General features: G+C 39.6%; 21 protein-coding genes and 3 pseudogenes. 3 read left to right on the forward strand and 21 right to left on the reverse strand.

Going from position 1 to position 25,025, the window contains the following annotated elements:
* Positions 1 to 3: 3 nt before the first annotated feature.
* The 13 genes from QS39_RS08440 to QS39_RS08500 form a co-directional block, all read right to left on the reverse strand.
* A complete protein-coding gene (locus tag QS39_RS08440; RefSeq protein ID WP_077805223.1) occupies positions 4 to 273 on the reverse strand; it encodes a DUF1294 domain-containing protein in 270 nt (89 codons plus the stop codon).
* Positions 270 to 1,307 (reverse strand): 3-isopropylmalate dehydrogenase, encoded by a 1,038-nt coding sequence (gene leuB, locus QS39_RS08445; RefSeq protein WP_077805224.1) that lies wholly within the window; start codon positions 1,305 to 1,307, stop codon positions 270 to 272. Before leuB ends, QS39_RS08440 begins: the two co-directional genes overlap by 4 nt.
* An 11-nt stretch (positions 1,308 to 1,318) precedes the next feature.
* Complete coding sequence (locus QS39_RS08450; RefSeq protein ID WP_077805225.1) at positions 1,319 to 2,881, reverse strand: 2-isopropylmalate synthase; 1,563 nt, start codon at positions 2,879 to 2,881, stop codon at positions 1,319 to 1,321.
* Between the two features lie 304 nt (positions 2,882 to 3,185).
* On the reverse strand, positions 3,186 to 3,842 hold the full coding sequence (locus QS39_RS08455; protein WP_077805226.1) for an MmcQ/YjbR family DNA-binding protein: 657 nt from the start codon (positions 3,840 to 3,842) through the stop codon (positions 3,186 to 3,188).
* 43 nt (positions 3,843 to 3,885) lie between these two features.
* On the reverse strand, positions 3,886 to 4,518 hold the full coding sequence (locus tag QS39_RS08460) for a copper homeostasis protein CutC (protein ID WP_077805227.1): 633 nt from the start codon (positions 4,516 to 4,518) through the stop codon (positions 3,886 to 3,888).
* 93 nt (positions 4,519 to 4,611) lie between these two features.
* Complete coding sequence (locus tag QS39_RS08465) at positions 4,612 to 4,971, reverse strand: YbaN family protein (RefSeq protein ID WP_001220353.1); 360 nt, start codon at positions 4,969 to 4,971, stop codon at positions 4,612 to 4,614.
* Between the two features lie 105 nt (positions 4,972 to 5,076).
* Positions 5,077 to 7,164 (reverse strand): type I DNA topoisomerase, encoded by a 2,088-nt coding sequence (topA, locus tag QS39_RS08470; RefSeq protein ID WP_077805228.1) that lies wholly within the window; start codon positions 7,162 to 7,164, stop codon positions 5,077 to 5,079.
* Between the two features lie 117 nt (positions 7,165 to 7,281).
* Positions 7,282 to 8,130 carry a DNA-processing protein DprA gene (dprA, locus tag QS39_RS08475; protein WP_077805229.1) on the reverse strand — a complete coding sequence of 283 codons (849 nt, stop codon included), beginning with the start codon at positions 8,128 to 8,130 and terminating at the stop codon, positions 7,282 to 7,284.
* Between the two features lie 88 nt (positions 8,131 to 8,218).
* Positions 8,219 to 8,908, reverse strand: a complete 690-nt coding sequence (locus QS39_RS08480) for a sugar phosphate nucleotidyltransferase (RefSeq protein WP_000643974.1) — start codon at positions 8,906 to 8,908, stop codon at positions 8,219 to 8,221.
* A gap of 11 nt (positions 8,909 to 8,919) precedes the next feature.
* Positions 8,920 to 9,798 carry a DMT family transporter gene (locus QS39_RS08485; RefSeq protein ID WP_004269680.1) on the reverse strand — a complete coding sequence of 293 codons (879 nt, stop codon included), beginning with the start codon at positions 9,796 to 9,798 and terminating at the stop codon, positions 8,920 to 8,922.
* Positions 9,788 to 10,657: a phosphotransferase family protein gene (locus QS39_RS08490; RefSeq protein ID WP_077805230.1), complete on the reverse strand. Its 870-nt coding sequence runs from the start codon at positions 10,655 to 10,657 to the stop codon at positions 9,788 to 9,790. Before QS39_RS08490 ends, QS39_RS08485 begins: the two co-directional genes overlap by 11 nt.
* 16 nt (positions 10,658 to 10,673) lie before the next feature.
* Positions 10,674 to 11,696 carry a ribitol-5-phosphate dehydrogenase gene (locus tag QS39_RS08495; RefSeq protein WP_000609896.1) on the reverse strand — a complete coding sequence of 341 codons (1,023 nt, stop codon included), beginning with the start codon at positions 11,694 to 11,696 and terminating at the stop codon, positions 10,674 to 10,676.
* Positions 11,697 to 11,700: 4 nt separating this feature from the next.
* The gene (locus QS39_RS08500) at positions 11,701 to 12,408 is read right to left on the reverse strand and encodes an IspD/TarI family cytidylyltransferase (protein ID WP_077805231.1); all 708 of its coding nucleotides are present in this window, start codon (positions 12,406 to 12,408) and stop codon (positions 11,701 to 11,703) included.
* 440 nt (positions 12,409 to 12,848) lie between these two features.
* Between QS39_RS08500 and QS39_RS08510 the strand changes: the two are divergent.
* A pseudogene (locus QS39_RS08510) lies at positions 12,849 to 13,088 on the forward strand (lipopolysaccharide biosynthesis protein); the annotation flags it as partial.
* 55 nt (positions 13,089 to 13,143) lie between these two features.
* Positions 13,144 to 14,315, forward strand: a pseudogene (locus QS39_RS10870) (IS3 family transposase).
* 88 nt (positions 14,316 to 14,403) lie between these two features.
* On the opposite strand, the gene gla reads toward QS39_RS10870, so the two are convergent.
* From gla to QS39_RS08550, 5 genes and pseudogenes are all read right to left on the reverse strand, one after another.
* Positions 14,404 to 15,273 carry an aquaglyceroporin Gla gene (gene gla / locus QS39_RS08530; protein ID WP_077805234.1) on the reverse strand — a complete coding sequence of 290 codons (870 nt, stop codon included), beginning with the start codon at positions 15,271 to 15,273 and terminating at the stop codon, positions 14,404 to 14,406.
* A gap of 263 nt (positions 15,274 to 15,536) precedes the next feature.
* A pseudogene (locus QS39_RS08535) lies at positions 15,537 to 16,060 on the reverse strand (MgtC/SapB family protein).
* 417 nt (positions 16,061 to 16,477) lie between these two features.
* On the reverse strand, positions 16,478 to 17,707 hold the full coding sequence (locus QS39_RS08540) for a tetratricopeptide repeat protein (RefSeq protein ID WP_180375024.1): 1,230 nt from the start codon (positions 17,705 to 17,707) through the stop codon (positions 16,478 to 16,480).
* Complete coding sequence (locus tag QS39_RS08545; protein WP_077805236.1) at positions 17,697 to 18,863, reverse strand: AI-2E family transporter; 1,167 nt, start codon at positions 18,861 to 18,863, stop codon at positions 17,697 to 17,699. Before QS39_RS08545 ends, QS39_RS08540 begins: the two co-directional genes overlap by 11 nt.
* 117 nt (positions 18,864 to 18,980) lie before the next feature.
* Positions 18,981 to 20,963 (reverse strand): peptide ABC transporter substrate-binding protein, encoded by a 1,983-nt coding sequence (locus QS39_RS08550; protein WP_077805237.1) that lies wholly within the window; start codon positions 20,961 to 20,963, stop codon positions 18,981 to 18,983.
* Between the two features lie 196 nt (positions 20,964 to 21,159).
* On the opposite strand from QS39_RS08550, the gene QS39_RS08555 reads away from it, so the two are divergent.
* Positions 21,160 to 22,173: a lactonase family protein gene (locus QS39_RS08555; protein WP_077805238.1), complete on the forward strand. Its 1,014-nt coding sequence runs from the start codon at positions 21,160 to 21,162 to the stop codon at positions 22,171 to 22,173.
* Between the two features lie 43 nt (positions 22,174 to 22,216).
* On the opposite strand, the gene QS39_RS08560 is transcribed toward QS39_RS08555, so the two are convergent.
* From QS39_RS08560 to QS39_RS08570, 3 genes are all read right to left on the reverse strand, one after another.
* Complete coding sequence (locus QS39_RS08560; RefSeq protein ID WP_000068043.1) at positions 22,217 to 22,636, reverse strand: F0F1 ATP synthase subunit epsilon; 420 nt, start codon at positions 22,634 to 22,636, stop codon at positions 22,217 to 22,219.
* Between the two features lie 10 nt (positions 22,637 to 22,646).
* A complete protein-coding gene (atpD, locus tag QS39_RS08565) occupies positions 22,647 to 24,053 on the reverse strand; it encodes a F0F1 ATP synthase subunit beta (protein ID WP_000094357.1) in 1,407 nt (468 codons plus the stop codon).
* Positions 24,054 to 24,138: 85 nt separating this feature from the next.
* Positions 24,139 to 25,017, reverse strand: coding sequence for a F0F1 ATP synthase subunit gamma (locus tag QS39_RS08570; protein ID WP_033677394.1), 879 nt, complete (start codon positions 25,015 to 25,017; stop codon positions 24,139 to 24,141).
* Positions 25,018 to 25,025: the final 8 nt, after the last annotated feature.

Below are 25,025 nucleotides of genomic sequence, written 5' to 3' on the forward strand. Positions count from 1 at the left end.
CCATTACCTCCAAATAAAATATAAGGCTCCTAGTGTGGTCACCATCCCGAGAAACCAAACCGTTTTAAAGTACCATTTTCGAGTCTTGTGATGAAAGGTGATTCCTGCTAACCAGGCGCCAAAACCACCACAAGTAAAGGCTAAAATGAGTAAGATTTTCTCTGGGATGCGCCAAGCTCTTCTCCTTGCCTTAGATTTGTCAATACCATAAATCAAGAAAACCATGACATTCCAAATCAAAAGGACTAGAGTAATTTTTTCGTCTAACTTCATAACCTTGCAATGATAGCTTCCGTCATTTCCTTGGTCGAAGCCTGTCCACCAATATCTCTTGTTAAAACACCAGCTGCCAAACTTGCCTCAACAGCACGCTCGATACGTTCCGCATCCTCATAACGTCCAAAACTGTCTCTCAACATCATGGCAACTGATAAAATCATAGAAATAGGATTGGCAATTCCTTGACCTGCAATATCAGGAGCTGAACCGTGAATGGGCTCATAGAGACTTGGACCCTTTTCAGAATGACTGGCTGATGGCATAACTCCAAGGGTGCCAGATAAAACGCTTGATTCATCAGAGAGAATATCTCCAAAAAGATTCTCCGTCACGATGACATCAAACTTAGCAGGATTGGTAATCATAAGCATGGCAGCTGAGTCCACTAACTGGTGTTCCAAGGTTACATCTGGGAAGACCTGCGCGACCTCCTCAGCTACTTTCCGCCAGAGTTTTGAGGTCGCTAGAACATTTTGCTTATCGATACTAGTAACGATTTTTCTGCGATTTCTTGCAATTTCAAAGGCTTTGCGAACAATCCGCTCCACTTCCTCATGGCTATAGTCGTTGATATCACGCGCTTTGCGCTCTTCAAGGATATGATCTCCAAAGTAAATCCCGCCTGTCAACTCACGCACTACGACAAAGTCCACCCCAGCAATTCGTTCTGATTTTAGTGGTGACAAATGCTTGAGACTGTCAAAGATTTTTACAGGGCGAATATTGGCATAGAGATTGAGTTCCTTACGGAGAGCCAGCAAACCTTGTTCAGGCCGAATCGCTGCTCCATCATACTGAGGACTACCGATAGCCGCTAAAAGAATAGCATCTGCTTCACGACATACCTTGAGGGTTTCATCAGGTAAGGGATGCCCTGCTGCATCGATACCTGCACCTCCAAAAGGTCGTTTGTCTATTTCATAGTCAAAGCCTGTTTTTTCAGCTAGAGCCTCCAGAACTTCTAAACCAGCCTCCATGATTTCTGGGCCGATTCCATCCCCTGCTAGAGCTACTATTTTCTTTGTCATAGCCTTCTCCTTTACACACTAGGCATGTCGCGATAGGAAACGCTACGTCCCATCTCACCAGCATTCTCTTTTTGAACAAAGGTATTAGCATTGATGTAGGCAATAGCCGAAGCCTTCAACACATCGAAATCAAGACCTGCTGCATTAAAGATGGTTTCTGTATCTCTGTTTTCAACAGTGACCAAGACCCGAGCCTGTGCATCAATTCCATCTGTCACAGCATCAATGGTATAGGACACCAAGCGAACGGATTGGTTGAAGAACTTGTCGATAGCGTTAAAGATTGCTTCAACAGAACCTTGCCCTGTCGCATTAAATTCGACCTTTTCACCATCCATATTGGCTAGGCTAACAAGCGCTTCAATGTCATTATCTGCATGGGTTTGCAGTTGTAAATCATCAAAGTGGAAGCCTTCTGGATTTTCAACCATGGTTCCAGCTACCAGAGCACGAATATCTGCATCTGTGATTTCTTGTTTCTTATCGGCCAGTGCCTTGAACTTAGCAAAGAGTGGTTTGATGTCCTCTTCTGTAAAGTCTAAGGCCAGTTCTCTTAGTTTCTCGACAAAGGCATGGCGCCCAGACAATTTTCCAAGTGGGAGGCTGTTACTCTTGACACCGACCAATTCAGGGGTGATAATCTCATAAGTGAGAGGATTTTTAAGAACTCCATCTTGGTGAATACCAGATTCGTGAGAGAAGGCATTACCCCCAACGACGGCCTTGTTTTTAGGAACTGGAATACCTGAGAAGCGAGAAACCATTTCTGACGTATTGATGGTCTCATTTAGGACAATACTGGTTTCTGCTTGGTAGTAATCTTGGCGAATATTGAGAGCAACTGCTATTTCTTCCAAAGCAGCATTTCCAGCTCTCTCACCAATACCGTTGATAGTTCCTTCAACACGTCCTGCCCCATTCTTGACGGCAGAAAGGCTATTAGCTACTGCCATTCCAAGATCATCATGACAGTGAGGTGAATAGATGATCTGGCGATCCGTCTTGACATTCTCAATCAGGTATTTGAAGATGGCTCCATATTCCTCTGGTGTGGTAAATCCTACCGTATCAGGAATATTGATATAAGACGCCCCTGCATCAACCGCTGTTTGAACAACTTGCAAGAGGAAATCCAACTCTGTTCTGGTCGCATCTTCAGGAGAGAATTCGACCACTTCAAACTTAGAACGGGCATAAGAAACATGCTCCTTAATAGCTTCCAAAATCTCTTCCTTGCTCTTATTGAGCTTATACTTACGATGAATCGGACTGGTAGCGATAAAGACGTGAACCTGTGGATACTTGGCATCCTTGAGGGCCTCGTAACAAGCATCAATATCAGACTTGACCGAACGTGCCAAACCAGTCACCGCTGTTTTCTTCAAGACCTTAGCAATCTCCTGCACTGCTGTGAATGAATCAGGACTCGCCGCTGGAAAACCAGCTTCTATGGCTGAAATGCCCCATTTCTCCAGCTGTCTTGCAATGGCAATTTTTTCCTTGATTGAAAAATTAACACCAGGTGTCTGTTCTCCATCCCGAAGGCTGGTATCTAGAAATTCAACTGTTCTCATAAGATTTCCCCTTTTCCAAATGTGGTTTTTAAAAAAACATCTCGCTTAGAAGTCCAAGCGAGATGTTGATTCACTCCCGCTTGGTAAGCCAAACAGGACTAATGCTTTTTGCACTAGCCCGAGTACCTCAACAACAAAGCAAATTGATTAAACTTAGCTGTTTTCATGTTTGACTTTCTCCTTCGTTTGATATCTTGTTTAGTATTTTAGCATAGGCAAAAGCACTTGTCAAGAAAAAATCAAATATTTTCTGAAAATTTCTTCAGTATAGAATATTTAGCTAATTGAAAATTATTGAAATGTTTCATTTTTTAGAAGTTAAGTTCCAACTTTTTTCTATCAATTCTAGTACTTCTTCATCTGATAAAGTATCATCAAGCGCCACACTAATCCAGTAACGTTTATTCATATGAAAAGCTGGATAAATGCCCTTTTGTGAAAGCAGATCCACTACTTGATCATGTTTGAGGTTGACTGCTTCGACTAAACCTTCTCTACCCTTTTCCAGCTTATCCCAAGAGATTTTCATCAAAACAGCATACCATTTTTTATTGCCTTCATGTCTTAACACTGCCGTATCAGGTGATTTTTCCCACAGATACTCCAACTGATTACCATACTTTTCCTGAATCTGAGCCATGATACGCTTAGTCTGAGGACAGATAAAATCCTGTACCTCAAAACAAGCCTTCCGAATCTGGTAGAGAATCTCCAGACAAGCCTCACGGACACTTGCAACAAAACTTCCTGTCATACTTTCCATATGAACTTGAGGATAGAGGTCGCCCATTTCCTGATCAAAGACCTGAAAATTCACATTATCAGCAGTGATGGACACAGTCATGACAAAGTCACCCTGCAAAATCTGGCAACTATAGGTCCAGACTCCACCATTTTCTACAAAACCATAAGCATGAGCCTTTTCTTGATTCAATTGATAGGATTTAAAAATTTCAAACATAAGTTAAAACTGCTACCCAAAGCTAGCAGTTCCTTTCTATTTTTTAAAAGACAACCTTGGTTCCATGCAATTGTGTCACGCCCAGCCGGTCAATAAAGGTTTGACGGTTGTCAAGGTCAATCCCCCCACCTGGTAGAATTTCAATTTTACCTTTAGCGTGCTCCAAAATTCTGTGATAGTGAGCAAAACGTTTGTCTAGTGAATCGCCAGATACACCCGCACGAGTTAAGATACGAGTGACTCCAGCTTGGCTGAGCCAGTCAATAGCTTCTAGTTGATCTTCATCGCTCAATTCATCAAAGGCCATGTGGAAGACAATTTCCATTCCTTTTGATGCAGCAATTAACTTTTCAAGATTAGGTTTATCCAACTTCTTCTCAGCAGTTAAGGCTCCAAATACAACTCCTTGACTTCCAGCCTGAGCAGTCAATCGAATGTCTTCTAGCATGATTGCAATTTCCATATCATTATAGACAAAGTCGCCACCACGTGGACGAATCATGGTCATAATGGTTGTATCGTAGTTAGCTGCCAATTCAACCGCTGCCTTGGTTACTCCATAGCTTGGTGTTGTTCCTCCCACTGCTAGATTATCACAGAGTTCGATTCGACGAGCTCCAGCCTCCATCGCTTTTTCAAGCAAGGTCACATTTTCAGCACAAAATTCGTAAATCATTTGATTCTCCTTGAAGATTACTTTGAATTTATTATATCATATTGTGGTGAATATGCTTTCATTTTTATCAAGGGAAATAGTTACAAATTTTACTTATTCTTTGTCTGGAATGACCTTGAAGAGATAATAAGTGATAAAGATGGTCAAGGCTCCCAGACCGATTTTGACTGGTAAGAGAGGGGCAAAATAAATGGAAATTCCCATCAATATATAGATAGATACGATGATTTTTTTCTTACGTTCACGCGCAATAGACCTAGTCTCGCGAAAATCAGCTACATATGCTTGATAGAGCTTGGTATGATAAAGCCAATCTTCGAAGCGCTTGGAACTTCTAGAAAAACAAGCAATAGACAACAAAAGAAAAGGCGTTGTGGGTAACAAGGGTAAAACTACCCCAACAATAGCCAAGGCCAGTGATAAAAAACCAATAATTAGATAAATAATACGCATAACTACTCCTAGTTAAAATAATCTTCTTCTAGTTTCGCATAAAATGATGAATTTTGTCAAGTTCCAACCAAAAAGAGCCTGAAATGCACTTTCAGGACTCTCCTCTTATTTAATCTTTTCTTCTTCGTAGTCACCCTTGCTACAAACAACCTGCTTGCCACCACCACGGACTTTTTTCTCCATGAGGAAGTTGCCACATTTTGGACAGTCACGACCAACAGGCTTGTCCCAAGAGGTAAATTCACATTCTGGATAGCGATTGCAACCATAGAAGAGGCGATTACGTTTGGTTTTGCGTTCAATGATTTGTCCCTGATGACAACTTGGACACTCAACACCAATCTCTTTCACGATTGCTTGGGTATGACGGCAATCTGGGAAATTGCTACAAGCGTAGAACTTACCAAAACGACCAAGTTTAATGACCATTGGACTGCCACACACTTCACAGTCAAATCCAGCTGGTTCATCCTTGATTTGGATTTTTTCCATTTCTTCTTCAGCCTTGGCGACTTCTTTAGAGAATGGTTTGTAAAAGGCATCTATAACACGTTGCCACTGCTCTTTTCCGACTTCGACATCATCCAGTTTTCCTTCCATTTCAGCTGTGAAGGTCACGTTTACGATATCTGAGAAATATTCAACGATGAGCTTGTTAACAATTTCTCCCAACTCTGTTGGTTCAAAACGTTTGGCCGCAAGGCGAACATAGTAACGTTTCTGAATAGTTTCAATGGTCGGTGCGTAGGTTGACGGACGTCCAACCCCATTTTCTTCCAAGGCCTTGATAAGGGTCGCTTCAGAATAGCGAGCAGGCGGTTGAGTGAAATGTTGCTCTGGTTTGCTATTAATCTGCTTGACCACATCTCCAACAGCCATATCTGGTAACATCTTATTCTTGTCAGAATCATTGTAAATGGCAAGATAACCATCAAACTTAACCTGACTACCATTAGCAGCAAATTGAACCCCATTTTGAGACAATTTAACAGCCATGGTATCAAAGACAGCAGCTGTCATCTGACTCGCTACAAAACGATTCCAGATAAGAGTATAAAGCTTGAGCTGATCCTTGTCCAGATACTTAGCAATACTTTCAGGTGTATTAAAAACACTAGACGGGCGAATAGCCTCATGGGCATCCTGAGCTCCTGAAGCATTTTTGACCTTGCTACCATGCTTAGAATACTTGCTACCGAAACGGTCCGTAATGAAGTTTGCTGCTTCGTTCTGCGCTACTGGACTGATACGAGTCGAATCGGTACGCATATAGGTAATCAAACCTTGAACACCAGAACCGATATTAATTCCTTCATAGAGCTGTTGGGCAACCATCATGGTTTTTCGAGTACGGAAATTGATTTTATTGGCAGCGTCCATCTGCATGGATGAAGTGGTATAGGGTAAAGGAGCATTGCGTTTGCGCTCTTTCTTATCTACCTGATCCACTGAAAAGTCTTTGCTAGTCAGACGAGACAAGACTTCCTTGACCTCATCATTACTAGTCAGTTTCAGCTTTTTACCATCCACTCCATAGAAGGAAGCCTGAAATTGCTTGGTTCCCTTTTTAAAGACAGCATCAATTGTCCAGTATTCTTCTGGCTGGAAGGCATTAATTTCATTCTCACGGTCAATGATTAACTTAAGCGCAATAGACTGAACGCGACCTGCTGACAAGCCCTTCTTGACCTTTTTCCACAAAATAGGCGAAATCGAATACCCTACCAAGCGGTCCAAGACACGGCGTGCCTGTTGGGCATCGACCAAGTCCATATCAATCTTGCGTGGCTCTTTGAAAGCATTTTTGACCGCATCCTTGGTGATTTCATTGAAGACCACACGGTTGGCATCATTTTCATCCAAGTTGAGAATATGGGCCAAATGCCAAGAAATCGCTTCTCCTTCACGGTCCGGGTCACTCGCCAGAAAGACTTTATTAGCTTTTTTAGCTTCTTTTTTCAAGTCATTGATAAGAGGACCTTTTCCTCGGATATTGATATATTGCGGTTCATAATTATTTTCAATATCGACGGACATACTGGATTTCTTCAAATCACGGATATGCCCGACACTGGCTAAAACCTTGTAGTTTCTGCCTAGATATTTTTCAATCGTCTTGGCCTTAGCAGGCGACTCCACGATTACTAGATTTTTTTTAACTGTTGATTTTTTCTTTTTTGTTGCCGTAGCCACAGTATCACACCTTTTCAAAGTAATAAACTTTATAAAGTGTAAACCATTTTGCCATAACTGTCAAGACTTAGCTCCTATATATAGAAGAAAAGTTGGTTTAGAAAGAGAAATTTTGTCTTAAAATTCAAATTCTGCAAGAACATCCTGCCCACTGGTGACCAATTTTGCCCCTTCTTGAATCAAATGATGGCAACCGTCTGATAGTCCATCTAAAATGCTACCAGGAATAGCAAAAACATCGCGCCCTTCCTCCATTGCTCGCTCACAGGTAATGAGACTACCTGAGCGCATCTTAGCCTCTGCTACGATCACACCACGACAAAGTCCAGCAATGATGCGATTACGGGCAGGAAAATGAAATTTCAGAGGTTGTTCGTCTGGTCCATACTCACTGAGAACCAGATGGTCATTGCCGATGTAGTCTTGCAAGCGTTTATTGGCTTTAGGATAAAACACATCCAGTCCTGTTCCAATCACTGCAATGGTTTTTCCGCCATTCTGAAGAGCTGCCATATGAGCTGCTGTGTCAATGCCCCTAGCTAATCCACTGACGATAACCAGTTCATTTTCCAATCCCTGAATGACTTTTTCAACTGACTTAACTCCCTGTTTGCTACAAGCACGACTTCCTACTACCGCTACCTTAGGAAATTTCAAGAGGTCAAGATTTCCCTTGTAAAATAAAAGTACAGGCGCATCATATATTTCACTCAAATCCCAAGGATAACAGTCATCTAAAATGGAGAAAGATGGAAATTTTTGAAATTCTTTCTCCAAATGCGCATCGTCTATCTGAAAATAACGTTCCATAAAAACAGCTGGATTTCGGCAACCTGATATTTCTGCAATATCACCCAACAAAAGTTCTTGATCGACATTTTCACCGTATTCTAGGACATTCAAAATCTGTTGATTGGTCAAACCTGATTTTTTTAACTTATAGATTTCATAGTTTGTGATTTTCATAAATAACTCCATTTCTTTTTCTACTCATCTATTCTATTCGTAAAAAATCAAAAAAACATCCGACTATTTTAGCCAGATGTTGGAATCTTTAATTTTCGTTTTTAAGAATTTCTTCTAATTTATGATAATCTTGGACACTATCGATTTCATAGATGCTATTGCCTTCTAATTCTTCAACATAGACATCTAGCTCTTTGATGTTATCCTTAACCATATTGTCCCAGTAGAGATCAACAAATTCGCCACTTGCATAAGCCTTATCGATAAAGCTGACAATCTTTTCTGCAGTTGGAGCATCCCAGAAGGATACACCACTAAGGATGCGACCTGCCTTACTATCAACAGTAATATCTTGAACCTTGTAGTCATCTCCATAGACCAAGAACCATTCGTTGGTACAATCTTCACGATAAACACTAAAATAAGTCGAACGAGTCAAATCATTGCGGAACATATTTTTGAAGAGATAGTTATCCGCATCAATAACATAACTGTTGGCCAATTCTTCTTTTACAAGATAGAGAGAGTAAAAGTTATTGTAGTCAGCGTATTTATCATTGAAAACGAGGCGAACTCCATATTTCTCTTTCAAGTAATCGAATTGTTCTTTAAGGTAACCAACGATGATGATGATGTCATTGATTCCTTTTTCTTTGAGAAACTCAATTTGGTATTCAATCAAGGGTTTTTGATTAACCTGAACCAAGGCTTTAGGGGTATTTTCAGTCATAGGACGCAAGCGAGTTCCTAATCCCGCTGCTAAGATAATGGCTTTCATACGAATCTCCTTTATTCTTTAATAATAATATAAACTCCAGCAATAACGACAAGTGACGTAATAATTGTCAGCATATCTAGCGGTGCACCCAAGAAAACAACTGCAAACAAGACAGTCCAAACTACATAGCTCACGTTCAATCCTGTAGCTTTAGCAGGTTGCAAGCGATTGATAGCGATATAATAAGCCAAGTAGGAAATCATATCAAATGCTGCAAAGACAATCATAAGACCTAGCAATTGTCCATTGGCCACTTCTGCAAATGACTGATGAGAGAAGAGCACAATCACAAGATAGGACAAGAATGAAGTTACTTGACGGATTAAGAGGGCTTCGATTTCACTCAATTCACTTTCCATGGCAAAGGAGCTAAGGACACTCTCACTCCCCCATGCAATGGCACAAACCAAAGCACAGAGAATGCCAATGTAGAAGGAATTGACCTGTTCAACCTTATAGGTCTGAGCAATAATCCCTCCAATAATCAAGACAATCCCAAACACAGTATTTTTTGAAATCTTGTGTTTCAAAAAGAAGAAAGCCAATAAAACTGAAATCGCAGGGTAAATAGCCGATACAGATGAGGCTAAGGAACTTCCGATATACTTAACCGCATAAAGATTGGCCTGCATTCCGATAGGACCTGCTAGCAAGGCTCCGATGATAACACTAACATTGCGAATATTTAAGAAAATTGAGAGACGAACTTTTCCTTCTTTCACCAAGAGAAAAGCTAGTAAGATAAAGATACTCAAGAAATCGTGAGCAGCGGCCACCACAAAGGGCGACAAATCTGTAAAAATCGAAAAGATATAAGCACTAATCGTTAGACCTAAACCCCAGAAAATACCTGAGAGTAGACCAAAAGAAACTCCATTTTTATTTTTCATCAGAACCTCCATAATATGACAAACCTTTAACAGCTCTTTGGTAACGACTCACACCATAGTCACCAAAATCTGCACCTTGCTCTTCTTTGTAGACTGTCCATAGACTCCAAATAGCATCTTGCAAAATTTTATAGATTGCAATCTTTTCACGAGAGACAGGTGTTTGCTCACTCTCATAGTGAGACAAGAAGTCTTCTTCCTCTTGACGAGTGAATTCAGACTCTAAAAAGAGGGCAGCCAAATCCCACATTGGATCGTTCATTGATGAATATTCCCAGTCAATCAGATAAAGTCGTCCTTGTGGTGACTCGATAAAGTTTTCAGGCACCAAATCGATATGACAAGATTTTCTGTCAACACCTAAGTCAGCCAGTCTTTTCTCTAAGGAGAAGACTTCTTCTCGAACAGCTTCATAGTTGACATAAGGGATTTTCGCTTCAATCAAGGATTCGTATTTTTTGATTTCTTCAAAAGGAGCAAATTCTCCTCTTAACTCCTTACCAGATGCATGAATAGTTTGTAATATTGGAGCAATTTTGTCAAATTTGGTCTTGATTGACGTTGAATCAAGCGTAATCGCAGATTCGATATACTCATTTACTTTGATACCAGCATCAATATCAAAAAGATAATTTTTTACATCTAGGTCTAAATCTTTAAGTAGTTCAAGATTGTACTTTTCATCTTGACGATTGATCAGCTTTTCTGTCCCTTTACCAAAGAACTTAACGATGTATTGCTTATTTGTTGTTTTGACCAAATAGTTTTGATTGGTCATTCCCCCCAGTTGTTCAACACTGAGGACTTCCTCTTCTTGACTAAGTAGGGAAGAAATTTTTTCTTTAATGATTTTCTCCACAATTAACCTCCAGCACTTATACTTCCCACTTAAACACGGTTTTAAAGGCTGTGTTTAAATCGGTTGCAAAGACACGGTGAATATCTTTAATTTCTCTTACAGGTTCTTCTAGATAAAGGATATTTTTAAGACGATTGGCGAATTTCTTGACTTCCATCATTTGGATGGCATTTTCAAAATCAATGCGACCAGAACGAGAGGAACCAACCAAGAGCAAGCCTTTTTCTAAGGCATCGCGTGTATTGAGATTGACTTTATACTCGCTAACACCCATCATGAGAATCGTTCCCTGAGGACGAATATAGCGAATTAAGTCATTAATGGCTGGTCCAGTACCATCACCACCACAACACTCAAAAGCATGGTCAAAGGCCAAATCTTCAGGAATATTATCAGTAATATAGCATTCTTTGGCAAATGAGAAAAGTTCCAACTTTTCCCAATGACGACCAATAACCACAATCTCTGCTTCTGGCAAAGTATAGTTGATAATATTGGCAACCACAAAAGCTAAACTTCCATCTCCGATAACAGCAATTCGGTCCCGCTTGCTATGAGCAAGGGTCAATAGACGATTCATAGCGTGCATGCCGACACTGACAAACTCTGTAATCGCTGCAACCGTATCTTCAATAGCATCATAAGCCACCACACGGTCTTTAGGGAGAGAAACAAACTCTCTCATAAAGCCATCAAATCCACTAGACAAGAAATGGGTCCCTGTCATGTAGTTCTCATAGAATTCTTCATCACTCTGCATAGGAGGCTGATTAGGAATCATGACAACTTTTTGACCAACTTCGTAGGTTCCTGTAGGGTCAGAAATAACGGTTCCACATGACTCGTGAATCATTGCCATTGGAAGCTTTTTATTCAAAACCTTGGGATCACGTTTTCCCTGGTAGTAACGCTGATCCGCATGACAGACAGCCATGTAGTTGGGACGGATAAGGATATGATTTTCTTGGTCAATAGCCTCTTCCTGATATTTGACATTGATAAACTTAGGCTTAGTTAGTTGATAAATTTGATTAATCATTTTACTAGTCTTTCTCAATCATACTTTTTGCAATCTTCAAATCTGTTACGGTTGTAATTTTTAGATTTGAATATTCACCTTTGGCCAAGGCTACATCTTTTCCTTTAATGACAAAGATTTTACATGCATCTGTCAGGATTTCCTTCTCTTCAGCAGAGAGAGAACCGTAAAGGTCCATGAAGTCCTTGCAACGGAATGTTTGAGGTGTTTGTCCTTGATAAAGGTGAGCACGATTTGGAATATCTGTAATAAATTGACCGTTAGTGCTTTCAACGATAGTATCAACCGCTTCTACCACTGTGTCCACTGCGTCATGATTTTGGGCAAGTTTGATATTGTCTTGAATCATGCGAAGTGTAATAAATGGACGAACAGAATCGTGGGTAACAACGATATCCTCTGGAGTAAGCGGACGATAAGCATCGATAGCTTCAATGATTTTCTCAATACTCGTATTACGGTCAGCACCACCCTTTGTAATGATGATACGTTCCTTATGAAGAGGAAGATATTTATCTACAAGATCTTCTGCATGAGAAACCCAGTCTCCATGAACCCCAACTATAATTTTTTCAATACTTGGTTCCAAGACAAATTTTTCAATTGTATGAATCAAGATAGGTCGATCACCTAGCTCTAAAAATTGTTTTGGCAAGTTACTGATTCCCATGCGTGTGCCAGTTCCACCAGCAAGAATTCCTGCATAAATCATCTATTTTCTCCTTTTTCTTACTAAAAAAACTTATTCTCTCTATTATACCACAATCTAGTCCTATCATGAAAGAAATACCGACCCTCCCGTTCTAGAATAGGAGGGTTAAGCAGTTCTATTATTCAAAGAAACTAGCCCATTTCTAGTAATAACCAGGAATTCTGTAGTCATTACTAATAAATGGCTGTGAAATTTTAGAGTTCTTCAGAATAATATACTTTCCTTAAAGAAAACTTAAAATTAAGCTTTGAAACTTCAAAGTGATCACTTGACTTATACTCAATGAAAATCAAAAAGCAAACTAGGAAGCTAGCCGTAAGCTGTACTTGAGTACGGTAAGGCGACGCTGACGTGGTTTGAATTTGATTTTCGAAGAGTATTACTGCCCTTCATTTCTTATTAGCTGACTTTATGATATAATGAAAAACGAGGTAAATTGAATGAAAAGTATAAAATTAAATGCTCTATCCTACATGGGAATTCGTGTCTTGAATATTATTTTTCCCATCTTAACTGGTACCTACGTTGCGCATGTCTTGGACCGAACTGACTATGGTTACTTCAACTCAGTCGACACAATTTTGTCATTTTTCTTGCCCTTTGCGACTTATGGGGTCTATAACTACGGTTTACGGGCCATCAGTAATGTCAAGGATAACAAAAAAGATCTGAATAGAACCTGAACTGCACCCCAAAAGTTAGACATAAAAATCTAACTTTTGAGGTGCTTTTATTATGAAATTAACTTATGATGATAAAGTTCAGATCTATGAACTTAGAAAACAAGGATATAGCTTAGAGAAGCTTTCAAATAAATTTGGGATAAACAATTCTAATATTAGGTACATGATTAAATTGATTGATCGTTATGGAATAGAGTTCGTCAAAAAAGGAAAGAATTGTTACTATTCTCCTGAACTAAAACAAGAGATTATTGATAAAGTTCTTCTTGAGGGGCATTCACAAATTAGGGCGTCTCTGGATTATGCTCTTCCAAGTAGTGGATTACTTTCTAATTGGCTGGCACAATATAAGAAAAACGGAAATTGTTCAAGGACTGGTAACAGAGTTTTCTTTAGATATTCTTCTAAAGATTATTAAGCTTGCCCGTTCAACCTATTATTGCCACTTAAAACAGCTGGATCAAAGCGATAAAGATTATGATATTAAAGCTGAAATTCAGTCAATTTATACTGAGCATAAAGGAAATTACGGCTATCGTCGCATGACTCTAGAATTACGAAATCGTGGCTTCGTAGTGAACCATAAGAAGGCGCAGCGTCTGATGAAAGTACTTGGTTTAACGGCTCGAATTCGCCGTAAACGGAAGTATTCTTCATACCAAGGAGATGTTGGCAAGAAAGCAGATAATCTTATTCAACGTCAATTTGAAGCAACCAAACTAATGCAAAAATGCTACACAGATGTGACAAAATTTGCCATTCCAGCAAGTAGACTAAAGCTTTATTTATCACCAGTTTTAGATGGCTTTAACAGCGAAATTATCTCCTACAATCTTTCTACTTCGCCGAACTTAGTACAAATGAAAGCTATGCTAGAACAAGCCTTTACAGAGAACCATTACGAAAATACAATTCTCCATAGTGACCGAGGAGGGCAATACCAACACGATTTCTATCATCATTTTTTAAAGAATAAGGGAATCCAGCCATCTATGTCACGTAAGGGAAATAGCCCAGATAACGGTATGATGGAATCTTTCTTTGGCATTCTTAAGTCTGAAATGTTTTATGGTTATGAGAATACGTTTCAGTCACTTGAACACTTGGAACAAGCTATTGTAGACTATATTGATTACTACAATTGATTACTACAACAACAAACGAATTAAGGTAAAACTAAAAGGACTTAGCCCCGTACAATACAGAACTAAATCCTTTGCTTAAATAATTGTCTAACTTTTTGGGGTCAGTACAATATTATGCGTTTTTAATTTTTCTTCAATCCATTAAAATAGATAGAGAACTCAATTTCTTATAGATAAAGGAATTTGAAAATAGCTACTGCCGCAATTGCTGCTGCGATAGGTGCTACTACTGGTACCCAAGAATACCACCATTTTGAATCGCCTTTGTGCTCACCAAGAACTGATTTTGGAAGGAAAGCATGAAGGAGACGTGGTCCCAAGTCACGGGCTGGGTTCAAAGCAGGTCCTGTAGGTCCACCAAGTGATGTTACCAAGGCCATAACAAGGAATCCAAGTGCCAAGTGAGCTACTGAAAGTCCTGAAGCAGTATGTGGTGCTACTTGGGCCTTGATTGCTAAATCAGAAAAGTCAACATTTTGACCTGCTTGACTAGCCATTTGTTTCATGTATTGAAGCACTTCAGAACCAAAGAAGTTTTTAGTCATTCCAAGGGCTGCAAAGAAAAGAACAAATGATCCAACAAACTCATTTACAAAACCATTAACAGTTGCTGCAAAATGTGATTCTTTTGTACCATTATCCAAACTTGAAATTGTTGAGAAAGTACCCAAAATGTTGTTTGGATTTTCAGTTTTCAAGTAGTATGGGCGGTGTGTTGCCACAACCAAGGCTTGACCAAAGATAGCACCCAAAACTTGTGCAATGATATAAGGCGCAACTTGTACCCAAGGGAAAAGACCGCTGATTGCAAGTCCAAGAGTGAAGGCTGGGTTGATGTGATTTCCAGATACGTTACCAAACATTAATGCTGGGATCATAACCCCCATACCATAACCAACAGCGATAACGATCCAGCCACTTTGGTGACCTTTCGTACCTTTAAGTTCAACGTTGGCAACTGCACCATTTCCAAGAATGATCAAAATAGCAGTTCCCAAAAATTCAGTGGCATATTTAATTGCCCATGTGAAATCCATTTGATAGATTCTCCTTAAAATTTTTTAGATAATCCTTATTCTATCAATTTTTACATCTTTTAGCAACTACTTTCCCGAAAGATTGTGACAGAAAACGATTCCAAAACATATAAACTAATCTTTGTTTTCAAGATATTCCCAGCTCATTATGTTATCTGAGCTAATCTGATGCTTTTATGTCAATTCCTACTGATACATAGTATAGGGAATAAGAAGTATCTTTCCCCATTCACCCATAAGAGTTTTGCTATGAAAACAAAACTCTATCTTTCTAATGAAACAATCTTAACCTGATTTATATAAAAATTGTCGTCACATTGCCATAAAACCTCAGCCATATTTTTGTAAGAAATGGATTTATCGTGATTTGCTCTAATCGTAAGATTATAACCACTTTTATTCCTATCCATGTCAATATTTAGATTGTAAAATCCCTTCTGTTCAATGAGAATATTCAAGGTATCTATTGAAGGTTTATTGGTTACAAATCCAGTCATTCTGATATGATAATGGGTATCGCTTTTCAAAAATTTGGAGCTACTTTTCTGAACAGAGACAACAATTAGACTACAAAATAAGCCTAGAAAAGCAAAACCTGCTCCAATCGCCATTCCAATCCCTGCAGTTGCCCAAATACCGGCTGCTGTGGTGATACCGCTAATTTTTTATCCCTCATGAAAATAATACCGCCACCAATGAAACTAATTCCACTGACAATTTGGGCCGCAACCCTAGAAGTATCATAATTAGGCGTATCCAAGAAAGCTTCTTTTGATAAAATCATCATTAAAGTTGCAGTTAAGGCAACCAAAATATGAGTCTTTCTCCCAGCCTACTTGTGCTTAGATTTTCTTTCATAGCCAATAATAAAACCAGAAAAACAAGACAATAAAATGAGAATAATGTGTCGGACTTCAATCAGTAGAGCTATCGTATCAAGCATTATTTCCCTCCTCTATCACTCATAATTTTATATTATAGTCCTAGTTATAACTTTTTTCAAGAGAATATATTATACTCTTCGAAAATCAAATTCAAACCACGTCAACGTCGCCTTGCCGTACTCAAGTACAGCCTGCGGCTAGTTTCCTAGTTTGCCCTTTGATTTTCATTGAGTATTAGTTAAAAATGGTACTTTTTAAAACAAAAAACCGCAATTATCCTCTAGAGTCATAACTTGCAGTTTTCTGTAACTAATGGATTCTTACAATGTCTCAAACAATTCTTGCATTTGCACATCATCTGGAACCAGTTTTAAGTAAGCTTGTGCATTGACTTTGGCTTCCTCAAAGTAGCCCAATTCACGCAAGAGATAGATATAGTGTTCCAGAAACTCTGGATTGTCCTTTAAATCTCCTGCCAACTCTTGGTAAAGCTCATAGGCAGTATCCAAATCGTCCATTTCTTGATAGGAACGAGCAATCATCCACTTGGTCAAGAGATTTTCTGGCTCCTCACTTTGCAAGTCTAGAATATCCTCATAACGCTCCTGCTCTAGAAAAATAGTTGCAAGACGGAGTAAGATTTCTTCCGTATCCTCAGCATCTTCTTTAGCAGTAAGGAGGTAGTTCTCTGCTCCACTAGCATCATGCAATTCATAAGAGAATTGTGAAGCAGCCAGTAAGAGGCGAGTTTCAAAGGGATTTTTCTCCAAGCCTTGCTTAGCAATACGCAGAGCTTCTTGAACTTGATGTTCCTTATGTAAGGCCTGACTGTAACCATACTCATAGCCTTCAAAATCAGGTGAAATGGTATCAAGTTGCTTAAAGTAGAGAACAGCTTTTTGATATTCTTCTTGATCAAAGTAAAGACTGGCTAACTCAAAAGCTGTTAAATCATCATATTCTAACTCCAGGGCTTTTTCTAAAAACTCTGTAGCCGTTTCAAATTTCCCTAACTGGGCATAGGCAAAGCCAATTCGTTGATAGGTAGAAATACCCGTTTGTTCATAAATCGAGCGATTATCTAACTGGGCATAGCCTTGAATAGCTTCTTGGTAATTTTCCAACTCACTATCCAACTCTGCTAAGCCCAATATCAAGAGAGGATCCTCTGAGTAGCTCAAGGCTTCCAGCAATTTCTCACGCGCTACATCTGTCAAACCTTCCAACTGGTAAAGGTCTGCCTTCAGAGCCAAAGCCGAAATATACCAGTCACTGTCAGCTTGGATTTCCTCAAGATAAGCAAAGGCTTCTTCGATTTGACCATCCTCGCTAGCAATAGCTGCTAGATTAAGATTAACCTCTGGAAAATCCTCTATGATTTTCAGGTAAATTTCCTTGGCCTGAGGATAGAAACCAATTCCTTCTAGATAAGTCGCTAATTCATACAGAAGGTCACTTGGATCATTTTCTAAAGCTTTAACGAAATAGTGCTCTGCCTTAACTAAATCTTGCTCCTCCAAAGCCTGTAACATCTGTTGACTATTGTTCACTCTTAGCTTCCTCTCCTTCTAGTTCATATAGGCCACTAACTACCTTATACCATTCAAAAATCGCTGAAATGACAACCTTTGCAGAGGCATAAACCGGAATACCGAGCAAGACTCCCCAGATGCCAAACATGGATCCTGAAGTCAACAAGACAAAGAGAACATTAATGGGATGGATGTTTAATTGACTTCCCAAAATCAATGGAGAGACAAAACGGCCTTCAATAGTTTGTTCTACGATAAAGACAATCACTACTTTCAAAAGCATGACTGGACCAGCAATCAAGCCCAATACTAGGGCAGGAAGCATGGCTAGGAAACTACCAAGATAAGGAACCAGATTTAAGATACCAGCAGTAACACCCAGCGTAACCGCATAGCGTAGACCAATGATCTTGAAGAAGATGATAAACATTACTGCTACAATAATAGCCACTGTCACTTGCCCTCGAACATAGTTGGACAACTGCTGATTCACATCTGATAAAACTTGTCCAACAGGTTCTTTCAATTTCGTTGGCATGAATTGGGTCAAATAGTGACGCAGGCCTTTCCCATCACGTAAGAGATAAAAGAGCATGAAAGGAACGATAATCAAGGCAACAATCACTTGAGATGCACCGCTAATAAAGGCGCTTACCCAGTTGACCGCCTGAGAAGAAACCTTACTTGCCCAAACTGTAGCCTGACTAGAGAAGTTTGTCAAAACTTGCTCTAACTGAGGCCTGAAATCATCTGGCAAACGCTTGGTGACCAAATCATCAATAACCCGATCAGCATCTTCAAGGTAGATTGGTACATTTCTTGCAAATGTTAAGACCTGACGTTGCAGATTTGGAATCGCTACTGCCAAGCCCCAAATGATAAAGAGAGCGATGATGACAAAGACAATAGTGATAGCTATAACACGATTAATTTTGTGTTTCTCCATCCAATCAACAATGGGATTCAGTAAATAATATAGCAAACCAGATAGAATGACTGGTAACATCACAACTGCCAAAAAGTCCAAAACAGGTGAAAATAGAAAACTAATCTTACTTAAAATAAAAAGATTCAGTCCCAACAATAAGGTTACCAAAAATACCGTAATTGCCTTGTTATCCAAAAACCACTTGAAAAACCAAGACAGGCTAAAATGTTTCTCTTTTTGTTCCATAAATAATTCCTTTCTATCGTCCTTTCATTATACCATTTTTAGACCAAAATAACTCTTTTTTAAAGTGCTTACATAGAGACAGCGACATAAAAAATCCCCTCAAAAGAGGAGATTTGATTAGTCTTGAATATGACGGTCTAAGTTCTTCTGATAATCAGCATTGGATTTGGCTTTTTCATCAGCAAATTTCTTGCGGAACTCATCCATTTCTTTAGTAGTGACAATCTTATCTTGGAGTTTAAGATATTTATAACTGTTTTCCCCTGTTTTGTCACCAACCCAACCATCAGCACCACTACCTAATACTTTCTTCGTTACTAACATTTGGGCACCGTCTGAGTGTACAGGAATAACTAGAGCACTATCTGTTAACCAAGCTTGCGCCTTAGCATATTTAGAATAACGTTTTTGCAGATCTATTTTTTCACTATTTGCATCATCAATCAATTCTTTGTATTTATCCAATCCAACTGTTTTAATGACTGAATTGTCTGTTCCTGGTGCTACACCAAGAGAGCTTAGGAGACTTGGACCTGAAGTTGGATCAAATATATCTAGATAGGTTGATGGATCTGCATAATCTGGACTCCAACCACTATTAACATTAATGTCCCAATCAACATTATTATTTGATGTCGCTAGAACAGTCATGCTTCCCAATTCATCATCAGAAACCTGCTGAATGTCAACAACTACATTTTCAGAACCCAGCGCTTCTTCAATGGATTGCTTATAAGACTGAGCTTGATGAATAAAATCTGTCTGAGTAGATGAAACTGGAAGATCTAAATGAATTGGGAACTGGGCTCCATCGGCTTGAAGAGTTTTCTTAGCAGCTTCAAACTTAGTTTTAGCCTTGTCTACATTATGAAGTGAATCTTGGGCATCATCAAGACTGACATCTTTCCAGACATTATCCAATTTATCCAATTCTGTCTTAGTAACTTGACCAAATGTTTGATCTCCTAGTTGTACAAATGTTGGAGGAGTGAAACTTGTACGTAGTTTACGAGGCGCTACTTCATCTCCAAACACCTGAGAAACAGCTGCTTTACGATCTGCAGCAAATGCCAAAGCTTGACGGAATTCTTTATTTAACAAAGCTTTTTTTGTAGATGATTTTTCTGCATCACTTGTTTTAGCAGTATGATTGTATGACACACGATCAATATTAGTAGACATATAGAAGACACTACCTCTTTGTTGGCCGTACACAATATTATCCTTGTATTTTTCTTTTAGACGTTCATAGTTGGCGGAGTTCTTAAAGAGTGGAGCAGCTGGATAATGTCCCTCATCAAAACCTCGTCCTAGGGAGTCTGCATCTTGACCATCAAAGAAGGATAACTTGATATCATCAATAAAGACATTCTGCTTATCCCAGTAGTTTTGGTTTTTAGTCATTTCGATAGAAGATTTAGAGGTAAGTCCCTTAAGAAGGAAAGCCCCATTGTATAGAATGCTCGTTACATCCGTTGGTTTACCAAAGTCATCTCCTTTAGAAGCTAAAAAGTCTTCATTAACTGGTGCAAGGACTCCCATTGTTGTTTTTGAATTCCAGAAAGATTCTGGATGATTCAAAGTATAGACTACAGTATAATCGTCAGTTGCTTTTACCCCAACACTAGAAAAATCTGTTGTTTTCCCATTTACATAGTCATCCAATCCTTTGATAGAATCCTGTACGAGATAAAGAGCCTGTGATTTCTTATCTGCTGCGTGTTTCAGACCAGTCACAAAGTCTTGAGCCTTGACTTCACCATACTCTTCCCCCTCATTGGTATACCATTTGATACCCTGACGGATTTTATAGGTATAGGTCAAACCATCTTTGGAAACAGTCCAATCTTCTGCAACTGATGGAACAAGATTCCCATATTGGTCATTTTCAAGCAAACCGTCAATAACGTTACCTGTGACCTGTTTAGTGCTGACATTTCCAGAAACTGTATAATCCAAAGTAACAGGATCTGATGTAAACACATAAGCATAAGTCACTGGCTTAGTAGCATCCTTATTACCATTACCAGATGAACACGCTGCTAGAACGGCAGTAGACAAAACGGCAATTCCAGTCGCTAAAAAAACTCGTTTTTTCATAGTCAAACTCCTTTGATAATTTGATAGATTCATTATAGCACTTTTAAGAAGAAAAGTAAGGAAAACAATCTCAATATTATTATATTTTTCAAAAAACCAATCAATTATTTTTTTAAAGTGCTTACATCTAATTGGATGTCTTTAATTGACTTGTTTTTGTGATATAATAGTCTTATCTTTATATAGAGGTAAAGTTATGAAAGAAACTGTTTATTTTGGAACTTATACACGTCGTACTTCTCAAGGGATTTACAAGGCAGACTTTGATACAGAAACTGGTCAGCTTTCAAATCTAGAACTTTTTGCAGCTGAACCAAGCCCAACCTACCTTGCCTTTGACCAGCACCAACATTTATACACTGTTGGTAGTCAAGACGATAAGGGAGGAATTGCAGCCTATCAAACTGACGGGACTTTATTAAATCATGTCGTTGAAGAAGGAGCTCCCCACTGTTATGTTGCTGTTGATGAAAAGCGTGATTTGGTCTATGCAGCCAACTACCATAAAGGACAGGTCCTTGTTTATAAACGTCAGAAAGACGGTAGTCTTCTACTTAGTGATGTGGATCAACACAGTGGCCAAGGTCCACATGAAAATCAAGCTTCTCCCCACGTTCACTATACAGATTTAACACCTGACCACTATCTAGTGACCTGTGATTTGGGTACTGACCAAGTCATCACTTATGACCTTGATCGAAAAGGGAAATTATCTAAACTCTATACCTATCACAGCCAGCCAGGATCAGGCTCACGCCATATCGTTTTCCATAACCACTATAAAATCGCTTATCTCATTTGTGAACTCAATAGCACTATTGAAGTTCTAATCTACGATGGTGTTGGCGAATTTGAACGCATGCAAGTTATTTCAACTCTACCAGAAGGTTACGAAGGTTTTAATGGTACTGCTGCTATTCGTCTCTCTAAAGACGGTAAATACCTCTACGCTTCTAACCGTGGCCATGATTCTATCGCAGTATATACAATCATTGCGGACGGTAGTTTAGAGTTGTTAGAAATCGTTCCGACACATGGTCAGACTCCACGTGATTTTGATTTGACACCAGACCAAGAATTTGTCATTGCTGTCCATCAAGACTCTGACAATGCAACTGTCTTTAAACGCAACCCTGAAACTGGTCGTCTAGCAGAACTTTCTAACAACTTCCATGTACCAGAAGCAGTCTGCATCACTTTTGCCCCTTAAGAAAACATAAAAAATGAACTTGGTAACTCAAGTTCATTTTTTCTTATAGTCTTTTTCCGACATTAATACGGTTAATAGCACGTTGTAGTGCAATCTTCGCACGACGTTCTTGGTCAATCAAGTTTTTATCTTGTGCTTCTTCAATTTCACGCTCCGCTCGAAGTTTGGCACGTTCAGCACGACTGATATCGATATCACGAGCACGTTCTGCAGAATCCGCAACGATTGTGATGGTATTATTGGCAATTTCAATAACGCCTCCGTTTACTGCAATCCAGTTCACGTGATCTTCATCATCAATACGTTTTACCTTTACTTCATCAACTGCTAAAACCGCAATCATATTTTCATGTCGTGGCAAGATCCCCATCTCACCATCCAGAGTTCGAACCGATACATAGCTGGCATGGTGATCATAGACGAGACCATCTGGTGTCACGATCTGGACAGTTAACTGAGCCATAGATCACCTCTTAAAATCCCATTTTTTCAGCTTTTGCAATCACATCTTCGATAGAACCTACACCACGGAAGGCATCTTCTGGCAAGTGGTCATGTTTACCATCAAGGATTTCCTTAAAGCCACGAACAGTTTCAGCAACTGGAACATAAGAACCTGGCTGACCAGTAAATTGTTCCGCAACGTTGAAGTTTTGTGACAAGAAGAACTGGATACGACGGGCACGAGCCACCAAGGTCTTTTCTTCATCAGAAAGCTCATCCATACCAAGGATAGCAATGATATCTTGCAACTCATGGTAACGTTGAAGGACACGTTTTACTTCTGCAGCAACTGCATAGTGCTCTTCTCCAACGATTTCAGGTGCCAAGGCACGTGAGCTTGAAGCAAGTGGGTCAACGGCTGGATAAATACCCAATTGTACCAACTTACGTTCCAAGTTTGTAGTAGAATCCAAGTGAGCGAAGGCTGTTGCTGGCGCAGGGTCAGTATAGTCATCCGCTGGCACATAGATAGCTTGGATAGAGGTTACAGAACCCTTCTTAGTTGATGTAATACGCTCTTGCAATTGACCCATTTCCGTAGCAAGTGTTGGTTGGTAACCAACGGCTGATGGCATACGACCCAAAAGGGCAGATACTTCTGAACCAGCCTGAGTGAAACGGAAGATATTATCGATAAAGAGAAGCACGTCTTGGCCTTCTACATCACGGAAGTATTCAGCGATTGTCAAACCAGTAAGGGCAACACGCATACGTGCTCCTGGTGGCTCATTCATCTGACCAAATACCATGGCTGTTTTCTCGATAACACCTGATTCTTTCATTTCCCAGTAAAGATCGTTCCCCTCACGAGTACGTTCCCCAACACCAGTAAATACTGAAATACCACCGTGTTCTTGGGCAATGTTGTGAATCAATTCTTGAATCAAGACAGTTTTACCAACTCCGGCACCACCGAAAAGTCCAACTTTACCACCTTTTAGATAAGGGGCAAGAAGGTCGATAACCTTAATCCCTGTTTCAAGGATTTCAGAAGAGGTAGACAATTCATCAAAAGTTGGAGCTTTTTTATGAATTGGCTGACGCTCTGCATCTTCTGTAAAAGGAGCTTCCAAGTCAATGGTATCTCCCAAAACGTTGAAGACACGTCCCAAAGTTTCTTTACCTACTGGTACAGAGATTGGACGACCTGTGTCCAATACTTCCATTCCACGAGTCAACCCATCTGTTGATTCCATGGCGATAGTACGGACCATACCATCTCCCAACTCCAAGGCTACTTCAAGGACGATTTTTGTTTTTCTTTCGTCATTTTTGTAGACGACAAGTGCATTGTTAATCTCAGGAAGTTTTTCCCCTGCTGCAAACAAGACGTCTACAACGGGACCGATAACCTGAGCAATTTTACCTGAACTCATCTCCTTCTCCTATTCTATATAAGATACTGTCGGTTCCTAGCTAAACTAGGTCCTAAGTTCATTTTCATACGAGCTGGACTAGTGCCTATTCTAAGGCACTAGCTCCTGCTACAATTTCTGTAATTTCTTGTGTAATCGCCGCCTGTCTGGCACGGTTATACTGAATTGTCAAATCATTAATGACTTTCTTAGCATTATCTGTCGCTGTTTGCATGGCTGTCATACCAGCAGCATTTTCAGCTGTCTTGGCATCGATAATAGCCCCGTAAATCATACTTTCTGCAAACTGAGGCAATAACTGCTCCAAAATTTCTTCTCGGCCTGTCTCCAATTCAAAAGTCAAGCTGTAGTCTTCATCCGCTTCATTGGGATCCAAGTCAACAATCGGAAGCATTTGTTCCACACGCATTTGACTGGTTAGTGTGTTGACATGGTGGTTGTAGCAGACATAGAGTTCATCAAAAAGTTCATTTTGGTACATTTCAACAGTTTTTGAAATAATCTTACGGACTTCATCAAAGCTTGGTTGATCTGCCAAGCCACGTAGTTCATAAAGTGGTTGAATACCACGAGCCTTAAAGAAATCAGCTCCCATTCCACCAATACAGATCATTTCAAAACCTTTACCGTCTGGATGGTATTCTTCTTTCAGCTCCATAACGGCTTTCAGAATAGAAGAATTATAACCTCCAACCAAACCGCGGTCTGAAGTAATGACGATATAGCCTGTCTTCTTAACTGGACGGCTAATCAACATCGGATTAGTTGAACTACCAGCTCCATTCCCATGAAGAATATCCGTCAACAGTTTACGAACTTTCTGAGCATAAACTTGGAAATTGCGAGCAGCTTCTTCAGAACGACCTAGCTTAGCAGCTGATACCATCTGCATGGCATTAGTGATTTGACTAGTATTTTTTGTTGAGGCGATTTTTGTTTTAATATCATTTAGAGATACTGCCATCTGACACC

Source organism: Streptococcus mitis, from assembly GCF_002005545.1.
GTDB classification, from domain to species: Bacteria; Bacillota; Bacilli; order Lactobacillales; family Streptococcaceae; genus Streptococcus; species Streptococcus mitis_I.